Source organism: Xanthomonas protegens (assembly GCF_038442435.1).
Taxonomy (GTDB): Bacteria; Pseudomonadota; Gammaproteobacteria; order Xanthomonadales; family Xanthomonadaceae; genus Xanthomonas_A; species Xanthomonas_A sontii.
In genome coordinates this window covers 1-14,683 of sequence record NZ_JAQJCQ010000030.1, presented here as the reverse complement: position 1 = coordinate 14,683, position 14,683 = coordinate 1, and the positions used below count along the sequence as shown (strand labels likewise).

The window sequence follows — 14,683 nt, the reverse complement described above, 5'->3', positions numbered from 1 at the left end:
GGGGTGTGGTGGGGGGGGGGGGGCTGGGGGGGCGGGGGGGGGGTCGGGGGGGCCCGCGCCCCGCCCCCCCCCCCCGCTCCTACGGATGCCGACGGACGTATGGCCGGCATGGCCTTTCCCGCCTCAGCCCCCGTCACGCTCCTCGCGCGGCGGGAAGCGCAGCACCACCCCGCGCGGCGGCGCCGGCGGCGGTTGCCACAGCACCGGCACCTGGGTCGGCGGCGGCGGTTCCAGTTCGTCGTCGGCGACGAGGATCTCGTCGGTGTCCTCTTCGTCCTCCCAGCTGTAGCGCTTGCGTGGCGGCAGCGGATCGCGATGGCGCAGCAGCAGCGCGGCGACCACGCCGCCCACGGCACCGCCCAGGTGCGATTGCCAGGACACCCCGTCCTCGTGCGGCAGCACCGTCACCAGCATGCCGCCGTAGAACAGGAAGGCGATCATGCTGGCGGCGATCGCGGCGCGGTCGCGGCGCAGCAAGGCCAGCACGAACACCAGGAACAGCAGGCCGTGGGCGACGCCGCTGGCGCCCAGGTGATGGCTGCCGGGATCGCCCAGCCACCAGGCGCCCAGGCCCGAGCCCAGCCACAACAAGGGCAGCCCGGCCAGGGTGGCGCGCGGATACACGCTGCCGGCCAGGGTGCCCAGGATCAGCAGGGCGCCGGCGTTGGCCCCCAGATGCTCGAGCGAGCCGTGCAGCAGCGGTGCGGTCAGTACGCCGAGCAGGCCGGCGGCCGTGTGCGGCGCGACCGCCCAGGGCCGCCAGTCGAACAGGCCCTGGCTGGCGAACACCGCCACCAGCACCGCCACGAAGGCCAGGCTGGCATTGAACGCGCGCAGGATCCGCGCGCGGTCGAAGCGGCCCTGCGCATCGGGTTCGGGCGTGGGCGAGGGGAGCGATGAGGTGTCCATGTTCCCTGGATGGCGGCGCCGGGCGTCCAAGGCAAGGCGCCGCCGATGGGAGGGACTGGCCGCGGCCGCGGGACAATCCGCGGCCGCGGCGCACGCGCCGGGTCAGTGCGCCGGCTTGGCCGGGCGCAGCAGGCTCAGCACCACGGTGGCGCCGATCACCACCGCCACCGCCAGCAGCGACACCAGCACCGGGATCTTGTACAGGTCGATGATCAGCATCTTGGTGCCGATGAACACCAGCACGATCGCCAGGCCGTAGGGCAGCAGGTGGAAGCGGTCGGCCATGCCCGCCAGCAGGAAGAACATCGCGCGCAGGCCCAGCACCGCGAACACGTTGGAGGTCAGCACGATGAACGGGTCGGTGGTGATCGCGAAGATCGCCGGGATGCTGTCCACCGCGAAGATCACGTCGGTGATCGCGATCAGCATCAGCACCGCGAACAGCGGGGTGAACCAGCGCTTGCCTTCCTGGGTCACGCTCAACGCGTTGCCGTGGTACTGCGGGGTCAGGCGCAGATGCTTGCGCATGAAGCGCAGCACCGGGTTGGCCTCCAGGTCCGGCTCCTTGCCCGCCGAGAACCACATCTTGATGCCGGTCAGCAGCAGGAACGCGCCGAACACGTACAGCAGCCAGTGGAACTTGGTCAGCAGCACCGAGCCGGCGAAGATCATCACCGCGCGCAGCACGATCGCGCCGAGCACGCCGATCACCAGCACGCGCTGGCGCTGCTCCTCCGGCACCGCGAAGTAGCTCATGATCATCAGGAACACGAAGATGTTGTCGACCGCCAGCGACTTCTCGACCAGGTAGCCGGTCAGGAACTCGAGGCCCAGGCGGTTGCCGGTGGCCACGTCGATGGTCTCGCGCAGGTACCACCACAGGCCGGCGTTGAACGCCAGCGCCAGCGCGATCCAGCCGATGCTCCACCACAGCGCTTCCTTGAAGGTGACCTTGTGCGGACCGCCGTGGCGCATCAGCACCAGGTCCGCCAGCAGCGCCACGACCACCACGATCGCGAAACCGCCCCACAACCACACGTTGCCTATCGTTTCCATTGGGAATTTTCCGTCAGTGAACAGGGAACCTCGGGGCCGCGGTGGCGGAGGCGTTCCGGACGGAGACGACGGACGTCGTCCAGAGGGTGCCTTCGCCACAGCGGCGAAGGTCTCGCTCGCAGCCGCTGTACCGGCTGCCGTTGCACCGGAGCCCGCGGGCTCGAATTGACGGCGACAACGTCGGGAGCTACTCCCCTTCTACGCGCATTCTTGCGGCTGCCGGCGGTGCCGTCAATCGGGGCGGCTACAATGGCGTTCATGAATAGTCCCCTGCCCGTAGTCCGCCTCAAGAACGCCTGGCGCTCCAGCCACCCTTGGATCTTCCAGAAACTGGTCGAAAAACCCGCCGCCAAGCCCAAGCCGGGCGCGCTGGTGGACGTGGTCGGGGTGGACGGCGCGTGGGTCGGCCGCGGCTTCTACAACGGCCACTCGCGCATCGCCGTGCGCATCCTCGAGACCAATCCCGACATCGCCGTCGACGAATCCTGGTTCGCGCGCAAGATCGCCGAGGCGGTGTCGCTGCGCCGTGACGTGCTCAAGCTGGACGCGGTCAGCGACGCCTGGCGCGTGGTGCATGCCGAGGGCGATGGCCTGTCCGGGCTGGTGGTGGATCGCTACGGCGACCTGCTGGTGGTGGAGTTCTTCAGCGCCGGCATGTTCCGCCACCGCGAGTGGATCTACGCCGCGCTGCGCGCGCAGTTCCCCGGCGCGCGCTTCTACAGCTTCGCCGAGGAGCACGTGCAGAAGCAGGAGAGCTTCGACTACCGGCCGGTGTCCAGCAGCGGCGAGCGCCCGGAGCCGGCGATCATCAGCGAATACGGCGTGCGCTTCCGCGCCGATCCGGCCGGCGCGCACAAGACTGGGTTCTTCGCCGACCAGCGCGAGAACCGCCAGTGGCTGAGCCAGCAGGTGGAGGGCAAACGCGTGCTCGACCTGTGCTGCAACACCGGCGGCTTCGCGGTCTACGCCAAGGTGCGTGGCGCCACCGAGGTGGTCGGCGTGGACATCGACGAGGACGTGATCGAGATCGCCAAGGGCAACGCCCGCCTCAACGACGTGCGGCCCAAGTTCGTGCAGGCCGACATCTTCCCGTACCTGCGCGATGCCGCCGCCCGCGGCGACCAGTACGACGTGGTGATCCTGGACCCGGCCAAGATGACCCGCGACCGCGACCAGGTGATCCCGGCGCTGAAGAAGTACCTGGACATGAACAAGCTTGCGTTGGGCGTGGTCGCCCCGGGCGGCCTGTTCGCCACCTTCTCCTGCACCGGCCTGGTCGCCGAGCACGAGTTCCTGGACATGCTGCGCCGCGCCGCCTACTTCTCCGGCCGCACCATCCAGATCCTGAAGGTGGCCGGCGCCGGCGCCGACCATCCGTTCATGGCCCACGTGCAGGAATCGCGCTACCTCAAGGCGGTGTTCTGCCGCGTGCTGGACTAGCGCGCCGCGCATGCGCAAGGCCGAGCGGCGATGCGTGCGTGACGGCCAGATCCGGGCGCACCGGCCGGCGATCGACGCCGCCGCTGCATGAAGATCGTCATCGCCCCGGACGCGTTCAAGGAAAGCCTGTCCGCGGCGGAGGCGGCCGCGCAGATCGCGGCCGGCTTCCGCAGCGTGTTCCCGGCCGCGCAGTACGTGCTGCTGCCGTTCGCCGACGGCGGCGAGGGCACGGTGGACGCGCTGGTCGCCGCTGGCGGTGGGCGCCGGGTCGCCTGCACGGTGACCGGGCCGCTGGGCGCGCCGATCGCCGCGCAGTTCGGCCTCAGCGAGGACGGCGGCACCGCCCTGATCGAGATGGCCGCGGCCAGCGGGCTGATGCTGGTGCCGCCGCAACAGCGCGATCCACGCCTGACCGGCACCCGCGGGGTCGGCGAACTGATCCTGGCCGCGCTGGATGCCGGCGCGCGCCGGCTGCTGATCGGCATCGGCGGCAGCGCCAGCAACGACGGCGGCGCCGGCATGGTGCAGGCGCTGGGCGTGCGCCTGCTGGACGCGCACGGCCGCGACCTGGCCGCCGGTGGCGCGGCGCTGGGCGCGCTGGCGCACATCGAACCGGACGGGCTGGACCCGCGGCTGCGCGACTGCACCATCGAGGTCGCCTGCGATGTCGACAACCCGCTGACCGGGCCGAGCGGCGCCTCGGCGGTGTTCGGGCCGCAGAAGGGCGCCACGGCGGCGATGGTCGCGCAGCTCGACGCCGGGTTGCAGCATTACGCCGAGGCGATCGAACGCAGCTTGGGCGTGGCAGTGGCGCAACTGCCCGGTGCTGGCGCGGGCGGCGGCATCGGCGCGGCCCTGGTCGCGTTCCTCGGCGCGCGGCTGCGGCCCGGCGTGGAGATCGTCGCGCAGGCGCTGGGGCTGGAGGCGCATCTGGCCGGCGCCGATCTGCTGGTCACCGGCGAAGGCCGCCTGGACGGGCAGAGCGCACAGGGCAAGGTGCCGGTCGGCGTCGCCCGCATCGCCCGGCACCATGGCGTGCCGGTGCTGGCCATCGCCGGCGGCCTGGGCGAGGGCGCGGCGGACCTGCAGGCGCAGGGGATCGACGCGCTGTTCGGCGCGGTGCAGCGCGTGTCCACGCGCGAGGCCGCGCTGGCCGATGCCGCCGACGCCCTGCGCCAGGCCGCGCGCAACGTGGCCGCGGCGATCGCCCTGGGCCAGCGCCTCGGCGGCTCCCGGGCGCAATAGCGGCCTCCGCGGTCGCCTCGACGTGGCGGCGCGCTGCAAGCCGTGGCGATGGGAATCCCGTGTGGGAGGGACTTCAGTCCCGACCCGATGGCCGATGGTTACCGCAGAGCCCCGCGAGGCCGCTGCCCCGCACGTCGCGGCTGAAGCCGCTCCCACACGTGGGTATGTCGCCAGGTGGGAGGGACTTCAGTCCCGACCCGATGACCGGTGGTTAACGCAGGACCCCGCGAGGCCGCTGCCCCGCGCGTCGCGGCTGAAGTCGCTCCCACACGTGGGTATGTCGCCAGCGGATGCGCCACGCGCAGGTAAGCCCTGTGGGAGGGACTTCAGTCCCGACGCGATGACCAGCGGCTGTCGCAATGCAGGAGGGAAGCCGCCCCGAAGCCAGGCCTGACGTCGACGCCAGCCCGCTTTTACCAATCCCGAATCCCCAATCCCAACTCCCCAGGCCCGCACCAAACTGGTGCGGAAGCCGCGCCCATTTGGCGCGCGCTGCCTCGTTCAGGTAAACTGAAAACGTTTACAACACGGATGCTAACGCCATGGAAACCCCCAATCTCCCGCAACGCGCGCCGCTCAGCCCCAAGTGGCAGTTCCGCTTCGACTTCTTCGACCGTTACGGCGCCCCGTCCACGCCCGAGTACAAGGCCGCGTTCAAGGCACTGCCGTTCATGGAACGGTTGAAGATCAACATGAACTTCTTCGCCCTTTTCTTCGGGTTCATCTACTTCTTCATCCTCGGCATGTGGCGCAAGGCGCTGGGGCTGATCGGCATCTCCCTGGCAGTGGGCATCGTCGCGGCGTTCCTGCCCGATGCGATCGGCCGCGGTCTGGGCATCGCCTACTCCGTGCTGGTCGGCATGGCCGCCAACTACGCCTACTACCTGGATCAGCGCAAGGGCAGCGTCAGCTGGAACCCGTTCGAAGGCCTGCGTTGGTGGTAAGCATCGGGCACGGCGGCGCGCAGGTGCGACACGCCGCCGCCGCGCTCAGCGCTTGCGCTTCCAGAACTGCCAGGCCGGTGCCGGCTTCGGCGTGACCGCGGCGGCCTGCGCCGGGGCCAGCTGGCCCTGGATGCCGGTCAGCCGCGCCTGCGCATCGAAGGCCAGGACGATGCGGGTGTTGCCGCGCGTCGCCACGGTCTGCGCGGCGTCGCGCTGCAGGGCGTAGCCCTGATCGACCAGGAAGCCGTCGGTCATGGCACGGTGGTCGAGTTCGAACTGCATCGGCAGTTCGCCGAGCAGGCGCAGCACGCGTGCGTCGTCGCATGGCGCGAAGACCGCGGCCGGTACGTCCTCCAGCAGGAAGAACAGCGCGCCGCCGTCGTACGGCGCGCGGTAGTAGCAGCGCCCGCGCAGGGCACCGGCGAGCAGGGCGATCTGGTGGCCGCCGTCCTCGCCCAGCGCCGAGGACGGCGCGACCAGTTCGGCGATGCCTTCGCGCTCGCCGTGCGCACGTAGCGCATTGGCATCGGTCAGCAGGGCCGGCGGCAGGTTGCTGGCGGTGTTGGCCCAGGCCCACAGCCAGCTGGCGCTGGCTTCCGCTGCGGTGCCCAGCAATTGAGTCGGGAACTGCAGGTCCTCGCCGAAGTACACCCGGCCCGCGCCCAGGTCCACGCGCCAGTCGCGTCCGTCCAGCACGTCCGCCAGCGCCAACTGCCGGGCGTAGGCACTGCCGATGTGCCCTGCCAGCGCTGCCTGGAACGCTGTGCTCATCGCGGTGTCTGCGGCGCGCGCTGCAGCAGGCTGTTGCGGCGGCCGTACAGCAGGTAGGCGACCACGCCCAGCGCGTTCCACAGCCCGAACCAGATCTGGGTGGTGTGCGGCAGGCTCCAGAACAGGTATAGGCAGCCGCCGATCGCCAGCGGACCGACCACCCATGCCAGCGGCGTGCGGAAGGTGCGGGCGCGGCCGGGTTCGCGGCGGCGCAGGACCAGCATGCACGCGGCCACGGCAATGAAGGCGGCCAGGGTGCCGGCGTTGGCCAGCGCAGCGATCTCGTCCAGCCGCGCCACGCCGGCCAGCGCCGCCACCAGCACCGCGGTGAACAGGGTGGTCGCCACCGGGGTGCCGGTACGCGCGTTGACCTTGGACAGCCCGCGCGGCAGCAGGCCGTCGCGCGACATCACGAAGAAGATCCGGCTCTGCCCGTACAGGAAGGCCAGCAGCACGGTGGGCAGCGCGATTACTGCGACCACGCCGATCGCTGCTGCCGCCTTGCCGTGGCCGAGTTCGCGCAGGATCAGCGCCAGCGGCTCGGCGCTGGCGCCGAACACGTCGTAGCGCATCGCGCCGACCGCGGCCAGCGCCACCAGGATGTAGATCAGGGTGCAGCCGATCATCGAACCGACGATGCCGATCGCCAGGTCGCGCTTGGGATTCTTGGTTTCCTCGGCGGCGGTGGAGATCGCATCGAAGCCGTAGAAGGCGAAGAAGATGATCGCCGCCGCCGCCATGACCCCGTGCGCGACGCCGTCGGCGCCGACCGTCTTGGGGAAGCCGTAGGGCATGAACGGGTGCAGATTGGCGCTCTGGAACGCCGGCAGCGCCACCGCCACGAAGATGCCCAGGGCGATCAGCTTCAGCACCACCAGCACCGCGTTGAGCGTGGCGCTCTCCTTGGTGCCGGCCATCAGCAGGCCGGCCACGGCGAAGGTGATCAGCACCGCCGGCAGGTTGACGATGCCGCCGGCGTGCGGCCCGGCGGTCAGCGCCGCCGGCAGGTTCAGATCCATGCCGGTCTGCGCACTGGCCCAGTGCAGGAAGCCGACGAAGTAGCCGGACCAGCCCACCGCCACCGTGCTGACCACCAGGGAGTACTCCAGGATCAGGCTCCAGCCCACCACCCAGGCGATCGCTTCGCCCAGCGCGACGTAGCTGTAGGTGTAGGCGCTGCCGGCGGCCGGCATCATCGTCGCCATCTCCGCATAGGCCAGCGCCGCGCAGGCGCAGATCGCCCCGGCCACCGCGAACGACACCAGCACCGCCGGCCCGGCCAACTGCGCGCCGACGCCGATCAGGGTGTAGATGCCGGTGCCGACGATCGCGCCGATGCCCAGCGCCACCAGATGTGGCCAGCTCAGCGAGGGCACCAGCCGGCGTCCGGCCTCGTGGACGGTGACCAGGTCGAGCGACTTGCGCCGGAACAGGAACGACATGCGGGCCTCGGGTGCGGAAGTGACAAGCCGGGCAGTGTCGCCGAATGCGGTGCAGCAAAGCTATGCCTGCGGCGTGGCGCTTGCGCTGGTGGGAGCAGGGCTGCCGAAAAGCGCGCGTTCGGCGCAGTCGAACTGGAAAGCAAAGGCTTTCGCCTGACGGCGAGTTACTTTTCTTTGCTTGTGCAAAGAAAAGTAACCAAAAAAAAGCGCTTTACCACAGCCGAAGGCTGGTCAAGCACACCCTGCCTCGCGCCCTCCGCGCTGCGCGCTCCGGGTTCGCGTCCATCCCGGGGATCCGCGGAAGGGGCATCCTGCCCCTGCCGCGGACGGCGCACGTCCTTGTGCGCCGCCCCTTCGGGGTTTTTCCCCGCGATGGCCGCCGCTTCGGAAGGGAACCCGACAAGTCAACAGCAACAGCAAGAGCAGAAGCAAAGCCTCCCGGAGCAAACACTGCCTCGTAGGAGTGGCTCCTGTCCCCATTTTGGGATCTGCCCCGACGGGCGTTCGCGATAGCGCTCGGCCGCGGCGGACTCCGAAAGGGGACAAGAGCTGTACCGACCTGACGCCAACGCATCCGACTCAGCCGCGGCAAAGGCGAGCGGTCAGCGTTGCCTTACAGCCCCAGCCGCTCCGCCAGCCGCACCAGCTCGGCCAGCGAGCCGACCTCCAGCTTGCGCATCGCATTGCCGCGGCGCACCTTCACCGTGATCTCGCTGAGCTGCAGCCGCGCCGCCACCTGCTTGTTCAACAGGCCCTGCACCACCAGCTCCACCACCTCGCGTTCGCCGGCGCTCAGCCGCGCCCAGCGCGCCTGCAGTTCCGCCTGCGCCGCATCGGCGGCGCGCCGCGCGCGGTCGCGGGCGATGCCCTGGCCGATCGCGTCGAGCAGATCCTGGTCGCGGAACGGCTTGGTCAGGAACTCGATCGCGCCGTTCTTCATCGCTTCCACGCTCATCGGGATGTCGCCGTGGCCAGTGATGAAGATGGTCGGCAGCGCCAGCCCGGCCTCGTGCATGTTGCGGTGGAAGTCCATGCCGCTCTGCCCGGGCATGCGGATGTCCAGCACCAGGCAGCTCGGCGCGTCGGCGCGCGGATGCGCCAGGAAATCACGGGTCGAGGCGAAGGCGTGCACCTGCAGGTCCACCGAGGCGAACAGGTCTTCCAGCGCGGCGCGGATCGAGGCGTCGTCGTCGATCAGGTACACCACCGGGCGCGCGGTCGTTTCGGCGGTCATGGCGGGGCTCCGTTGGCGGTGGGCAGGCACACGCAGAACACTGCGCCGCGCGGCCGGCCGGGTTCGGCCCAGATGCGCCCGCCGCCGGCCTCGACGATGCTTCGGCTGATGCTCAGGCCGATGCCGATGCCGCCCTGCTTGGTGGTCCAGAACGCATCGAACAGATGCGCCTGCGCCTGCGCGGACAGGCCTTCGCCGCTGTCGGCCACGCTCAGCCGCACCGAACGTGCGTCCTCGCGCTCGGTGACGATGCGCAGCGCACGCTGCGCCGGCGGCGTGGCGGCCATCGCCTCGATCGCATTGAGCAGCAGGTTGCCGATCACTTGCTGGATCTGCACCGGGTCGGCCGACACCGGCGGCAGCAGCGCCGACAGTTCGGTGTGCACGCTGACCGCGCTGCGTTCCAGTTCGCCCTGCGACAGCGCCAGCACTTCGGTCACCGCGGCGTTGAGGTCAAAGGCGCGCTGCTGCGGCGCCTCGCCCCGGGTCAGGCTGCGCACCCGCGCGATCACCTCGCCGGCACGCTCGGCGTCGGCGAGGATGCGCGCCAGCGCCGCGCGCGCCTTGTCCAGGTTCGGCGGCTGCTGGTCGAGCCAGCGCTGGCAGGCGTTGCCGCTGGTGACGATGGCCGCCAGCGGCTGGTTGACCTCGTGCGCGATCGATGCGGTCAGGCTGCCCAGGCTGCGCACCCGCGCCAGCCGCAGCAACTGCGCCTGCGCCGCGTGCGCGGCGGCCTTGGCCCGCTCCATGCGCACCGCGATGGAGGCGGTGACCGCCACCACCACGATGCTGATCGCCGAGTTGATCACGCCGACGTGGTAGGCGCCGGCGTGGGTGAGATGGAAGCTGAGCACGACCAGCACCACGCAGATGCCCGCCAGCACGCCCAGCCCGGCCGGCGCCAGCAAGCGCACCGCGCCGAGGATCGCCACGGTGTAGAACAGCGCCGCCGCCACCGCATAGTCGGTGACCGTGTCGGCGACGAAGATCGCGCCCAGCGCCAGGCCCAGCGCGGCCAGACCGAGCAGGCGGCGATGCGGCGGCAGCGGCTTGAACCAGGCGATCATCGGCGGCGTGGCATCGGAAGGAAGAGGTCAGACATGGCCGGGTCAGGCTTCGGCGCCGGCGTTCCAGAACGCCTGTTGTACACCCGGTTCGCCCTCCAGGCGCTGCACCACCGCATCCAGTTCCTCGGCGCGCACCGCGGTGGCGTACAGGGTGGCGGCGATCTCCACGTCCTTCTGTCCGAACGGATGCTGCTCGACCTCGCGCGCCGGGTAATGCGCCTCCTCCAGCAGTTCGATCAGCCGCTCGCGCACGTCGCCGTGCACCTCGCGCGCGCAGATCGCATAGAACATGTAGGTGGCTTCCAGCGAGGACTCCTTCAGCGGATGCCGGTTGATCCGGTTCACCATCGGCCGCAGCAGGGTATTGCTGAGCAGCACGAACAGGGCCGCCAGCACCGCCTCGGCGACCAGCCCGGCACCGGCGCAGGCGCCGACCGCGCCCGACCCCCAAAGCGTCGCCGCGGTATTGAGCCCGGTGACGTTGGCGCCTTCCTTCATGATCGCGCCGGCGCCGAGGAAGCCGATACCGGAGACCACATAGGCCACCACCTGCACCGCGCCCTGGGTGCCGCCGTGGATCTCGAACAGGCGATCGCCGAGCGAGACGAAGATCGCCGCGCCGACCGCGACCAGGGTGTTGGTGCGTAGCCCGGCGGTGCGCTGGCGCACCTGGCGCTCGAAGCCGATGATCGCGCCGAGCACGAAGGCGGCGGTAAGGCTCACCAGGGTGTCGAGCAGCGAGCCGAGATTGAACAGGCGAATGGCTTCCATCAGGGCGCGTTCCGGTAGGCGAGGGGAGCGGGCATGGCGGCTCCAGGGAAAGGGGTGAGCGGATGCGGGTGGCGCATGATGCCGGGGCAAGATGGCATCCGATACCGCGGCGGCAGGTGCGCGCGGCTCAGCGCACCCCGGGCCACCACGCCAGCGCGGCATGCAGCCAATGCGCGGCCGGGGCGTTCGCCCCGGCGTCGTGCAGGCGCCGCTGCGCCGCATGCGGCAAGCGCGCACGGACCCGGATGCGGTCGGCCACGGACAGCAGCGACAGCGCATCGGCCATGACCCGCGGCGACTGCGCGGACAGGGCCAGGGCGAAGGCGCGGGCGCCGTGGGCGGCGAGCAGATGGCGCAGCGCCTCGGTGCGGCGCATGGCGACCGCGGCGCGCAGCGCGCGCTGCAGGCCGCGCTGCAGGCGGAAACGGCGGGAGAACAGCGAGAACAGGAACATGACGACCTCCTTGCGGCGCGTGGCCGGAGGACGTCGAGCGTGTGCGCGGCGTGCGTCTTCCGGCTCAGCGCCGGGCAGCGACCAGGCGAGGGGAACGGCGGGGAAATGCGGCGCTGACGCCGCGTCGATGCGGATCGGGGTCCATGCTCGCCTCCGGTGTCAGGGGAACGGATCGCGCGGTGCGCGACGCCTGGCGCGGTCGGATGCCGCGGCGCCGCCCACTGGCCAGGCCAGTGGGCGGATGGCGCAAAGCTTGGCATGCGGCCCAGGTGTGCACCAGCCTGCATGAGGCCATGACGGCGATACCAAGGTATATCCGGTCTGGTCCGCCTGCCGGTGCACGGCGCAGCGATTGAGACGCGGCCGGCTACACTGGGCGCATGCAGAACGATGCCCATTTCCTGATCCTCGCCGGCCTGTTGTGCGCCGTCATCGCCCTGTTGCTGGCCGTGTTGCTGCGGCGGGGCAACCACGCCGCGCTGGAGGCGGCCCTGCGCGAGGAGCAGCGCGGCGGTCGCGGCGAACTGCGCGAGCAGCTCGACAGCCTGGCGCGGCAGCAGGACGCGCGCAGCGAAGGCTTCGCCCGCCACCTGGCGGATCTGTCCACCCGCACCGACCAGCGCTTGGACCTGCTGCGCGAAGCCCTCACCGAGGACGCGCGGCGCGGCCGGGTCGAGGCCGGCGCCGCACAGCAGCGCATGGCCGAGCTGCTGAGCCAGCGCCTGGTCGAGATCCGCGGCCAGCTCGACGCCTTCGGCCAGCAGCAGGACGCACGCATGGCCCAGCTCGGCCAGCAGCAGGCCGAGCTGATCGCGCGCATCGACGCGCAGCTGGGCGCGCTGCGCGAGGCCCTGATCGAGGATGCGCGCAAGGGCCGCCAGGAAGGCGCCGACGCGCAGCAACGCTTCGCCGACACGCTCGGCCAGCGCCTGAGCGACCTGGTCCAGCGCAACGAGCAGCGCCTGGGCGAGATGCGCGGCACCCTGGAAGAGCGGTTGAAGGAACTGCAGGCCGACAACGCCGCCAAACTCGAGCAGATGCGCGGCACCGTCGACGAGAAGCTGCAGACCACCCTCAACACGCGCCTGGACGCCTCGTTCAAGCTGGTCTCCGAACGGCTCGAGCAGGTCCAGCGCGGCCTGGGCGAGATGCAGCAGCTCGCCACCGGCGTCGGCGACCTCAAGCGCGTGCTGAGCAACGTCAAGAACCGCGGCGGCTGGGGCGAGGTGCAGCTGGAGAACATCCTCGAGCAGACCCTGACCCAGGAACAGTACGCACGCGGCGTGCGGGTGCGCCCGGAACGCAACGAGATGGTCGACTTCGCGGTGCGCCTGCCCGGCCGCGGCCACGAGGACACGCCGGTGTGGCTGCCGATCGACGCCAAGTTCCCGCGCGAGGACTACGAGCGCCTGCTCGACGCGCAGGAGCAGGGCGATCCGGAGTTGGTGCAGGCGACGGGCGCGCAGCTGGAGCGCGCGATCCGGGTGCAGGCCAAGTCGATCTGCGACAAGTACATCGCCCCGCCGCACACCACCGACTTCGCGGTGATGTTCCTGCCCACCGAGGGCCTGTACGCCGAGACCCTGCGCCGCCCCGGCCTGGCCGACCTGCTGCAGCGCGAGCACCGCATCGTCGTTGCCGGCCCGACCACGATCACCGCCCTGCTCAACAGCCTGCAGATGGGCTTCCGCACGCTCGCCATCGAGAAGCGCTCCAGCGAAGTGTGGGGTGTGCTGGCCGCGGTCAAGAGCGAGTTCGGCAAGTTCGCCGGCATCCTGGAAAAGGCCGAGAAGCAGATCAGCACCGTCGGCAAGAGCCTGGGCGAAGCCAGCCGCAAGACCCGCACCATCGAACGCCGCCTGCGCGGCGTCGAGACCCTGGCAGACGCGCAGGCCGCGCCGCTGCTGGAACTGTCGTTGCCGCTGGACGATGCGGAGGCGGAAGAGGCGGCAGGCGACGACCGGGAGTGAGGGCTTGCGGTGCGCGGCGGCGGGGTGTCGAGGTGGAATGACTGGGCGAAGCGGTTGTGTTGGCGCGGGATGGCATGCGACCAGCACGCGCCGTGTTGGATGCGGCGCCGCGACCTAGGCGGGCCAGCGCGGCCGCTTCGTACGCGCGCGCTGTGCAGATGGCGCAGCATGCGGGTGTCCTTGTCGTGCCTGCAGTGTCGATGCGATTCGACATCGCGGATGCGTTGTCGTCTCCAGGCCGCTCGCCTGCTCGCCCGCTGGCCGATACGCGCGCTTCTGATCACGACGAACGGCACATGTGTAGCGGCGGCTCTTGTTCCTTCTGCGGCCGTCGCGAGCAGGTTTTGCGGGCGCGGCTGTCGCGGCTGAAGCCGCTCCTGCGGGATCACATGATCCGCAGCAAAAGCGGGTGTTACGTGCCTGCACAGGCTAGCTGTCGGGGCGCTGAGTTACGCGGTCACGGCACTGCGCATGCTGCGCCGACAGCGACTATGCTGGCGCCTCCTTTCGACCGAGGTAATGCCCCATGTCCGCGTCGCTGACTGCCATTCCGCTGACCCGCATCGATGGCCAGCCGGCCACCCTCGCCGCGTTCGAGGGCAAGGTGTTGCTGATCGTCAACGTCGCCTCCAAGTGCGGCCTCACCGCGCAGTACGCGGGCCTGGAAGCGCTGTACCGCGAGAAGCAGGCCGCCGGCCTGGAAGTGCTCGGTTTCCCGGCCAACGACTTCAAGGGTCAGGAGCCGGGCAGCGAGGCGGAGATCCAGCAGTTCTGCCAGCTCACCTACGATGTGACCTTCCCGATGTTCTCCAAGATCGCGGTCACCGGCGAGGACACGCATCCGCTGTACCGCGCGCTGATCGCCGCGCAGCCGCAGACCGAGGGCGAGGGCCCGATGCGCGAGAAGCTCGCCGGTTACGGCATCGAACCGAATCCGGCGCCGGGCGTGCTGTGGAACTTCGAGAAATTCCTGGTCGGCCGCGACGGCCAGGTCCGCGCGCGCTTCGCCCCGGACGTCACCGCCGAGGATCCGCGCCTGCGTGCGGCGATCGACGCGGCGCTGACGTAATGGCGCGCTGCGCTCGGGGCCATCTGGCTGTGCTTGGACGAGCTGACGCTGCTGTTGTGCCGGCTGGGTAGCTGGTGACCGAGCGGGAGAGGTTATCGATGTCCTTGTTGTCCAGCGTCGCCTGTCGCGGCTGAAGCCGCTCCTACGCAAGGCGTGCAGCATCGAAGCCGTTGCCGTTGCCGTTGCCGTTGCTGTTGCCTTGGCTGTTGCTTGGCTTTGGTTGTTGCCCTGGCTTTTGATTTACCGGGTTCCCTTCCGAAGCGGCGGCCAGCGCGGGGAAAAACCCGAAGGGCGGCGTACATGGATGTACG

General features: G+C 70.4%; 13 protein-coding genes. 5 read left to right on the top strand and 8 right to left on the bottom strand.

Features of this window, described 5'->3' with window-relative positions:
* Nucleotides 1-123: 123 nt before the first annotated feature.
* Nucleotides 124-909 (bottom strand): rhomboid family intramembrane serine protease, encoded by a 786-nt coding sequence (locus PIQ37_RS20495; protein WP_342074882.1) that lies wholly within the window; start codon nucleotides 907-909, stop codon nucleotides 124-126.
* A gap of 102 nt (nucleotides 910-1,011) precedes the next feature.
* Entirely contained in the window at nucleotides 1,012-1,965 is a 954-nt protein-coding gene (locus PIQ37_RS20490; RefSeq protein WP_010343036.1) for a TerC family protein, read from the bottom strand.
* Between the two features lie 258 nt (nucleotides 1,966-2,223).
* Here PIQ37_RS20490 and PIQ37_RS20485 point away from each other — a divergent pair, with 258 nt between their 5' ends.
* The 3 genes from PIQ37_RS20485 to PIQ37_RS20475 all read left to right on the top strand — a co-directional run bounded on the left by PIQ37_RS20485 (nucleotide 2,224) and on the right by PIQ37_RS20475 (nucleotide 5,594).
* Nucleotides 2,224-3,405, top strand: a complete 1,182-nt coding sequence (locus PIQ37_RS20485) for a class I SAM-dependent rRNA methyltransferase (protein ID WP_342074881.1) — start codon at nucleotides 2,224-2,226, stop codon at nucleotides 3,403-3,405.
* An 87-nt stretch (nucleotides 3,406-3,492) separates the two neighbouring features.
* Nucleotides 3,493-4,650: a glycerate kinase gene (locus PIQ37_RS20480; RefSeq protein WP_342074880.1), complete on the top strand. Its 1,158-nt coding sequence runs from the start codon at nucleotides 3,493-3,495 to the stop codon at nucleotides 4,648-4,650.
* Nucleotides 4,651-5,192: 542 nt separating this feature from the next.
* On the top strand, nucleotides 5,193-5,594 hold the full coding sequence (locus tag PIQ37_RS20475) for a DUF2628 domain-containing protein (protein WP_342074879.1): 402 nt from the start codon (nucleotides 5,193-5,195) through the stop codon (nucleotides 5,592-5,594).
* Nucleotides 5,595-5,639: 45 nt separating this feature from the next.
* Here PIQ37_RS20475 and PIQ37_RS20470 read toward each other — a convergent pair whose 3' ends face one another.
* The 6 genes from PIQ37_RS20470 to PIQ37_RS20445 all read right to left on the bottom strand — a co-directional run bounded on the left by PIQ37_RS20470 (nucleotide 5,640) and on the right by PIQ37_RS20445 (nucleotide 11,333).
* Complete coding sequence (locus PIQ37_RS20470) at nucleotides 5,640-6,365, bottom strand: DUF6882 domain-containing protein (protein ID WP_342074878.1); 726 nt, start codon at nucleotides 6,363-6,365, stop codon at nucleotides 5,640-5,642.
* The gene (locus tag PIQ37_RS20465) at nucleotides 6,362-7,807 is read right to left on the bottom strand and encodes an amino acid permease (RefSeq protein WP_295937232.1); all 1,446 of its coding nucleotides are present in this window, start codon (nucleotides 7,805-7,807) and stop codon (nucleotides 6,362-6,364) included. Before PIQ37_RS20465 ends, PIQ37_RS20470 begins: the two co-directional genes overlap by 4 nt.
* 613 nt (nucleotides 7,808-8,420) lie before the next feature.
* Nucleotides 8,421-9,041 (bottom strand): response regulator transcription factor, encoded by a 621-nt coding sequence (locus tag PIQ37_RS20460; RefSeq protein WP_342074877.1) that lies wholly within the window; start codon nucleotides 9,039-9,041, stop codon nucleotides 8,421-8,423.
* Nucleotides 9,038-10,108: a sensor histidine kinase gene (locus tag PIQ37_RS20455; protein ID WP_342074876.1), complete on the bottom strand. Its 1,071-nt coding sequence runs from the start codon at nucleotides 10,106-10,108 to the stop codon at nucleotides 9,038-9,040. The genes PIQ37_RS20460 and PIQ37_RS20455 overlap by 4 nt, the downstream gene beginning before the upstream one ends.
* A gap of 42 nt (nucleotides 10,109-10,150) precedes the next feature.
* Nucleotides 10,151-10,879: an MgtC/SapB family protein gene (locus tag PIQ37_RS20450; RefSeq protein WP_342074875.1), complete on the bottom strand. Its 729-nt coding sequence runs from the start codon at nucleotides 10,877-10,879 to the stop codon at nucleotides 10,151-10,153.
* A gap of 127 nt (nucleotides 10,880-11,006) precedes the next feature.
* Nucleotides 11,007-11,333 carry a hypothetical protein gene (locus tag PIQ37_RS20445; RefSeq protein ID WP_148827365.1) on the bottom strand — a complete coding sequence of 109 codons (327 nt, stop codon included), beginning with the start codon at nucleotides 11,331-11,333 and terminating at the stop codon, nucleotides 11,007-11,009.
* 380 nt (nucleotides 11,334-11,713) lie between these two features.
* Between PIQ37_RS20445 and rmuC the strand changes: the two genes are divergently transcribed.
* Both rmuC and PIQ37_RS20435 read left to right on the top strand, forming a co-directional pair.
* A complete protein-coding gene (rmuC, locus tag PIQ37_RS20440) occupies nucleotides 11,714-13,303 on the top strand; it encodes a DNA recombination protein RmuC (RefSeq protein WP_342074874.1) in 1,590 nt (529 codons plus the stop codon).
* A 526-nt stretch (nucleotides 13,304-13,829) separates the two neighbouring features.
* Nucleotides 13,830-14,372 carry a glutathione peroxidase gene (locus PIQ37_RS20435; protein WP_342074873.1) on the top strand — a complete coding sequence of 181 codons (543 nt, stop codon included), beginning with the start codon at nucleotides 13,830-13,832 and terminating at the stop codon, nucleotides 14,370-14,372.
* The last annotated feature ends 311 nt before the right edge of the window (nucleotides 14,373-14,683 follow it).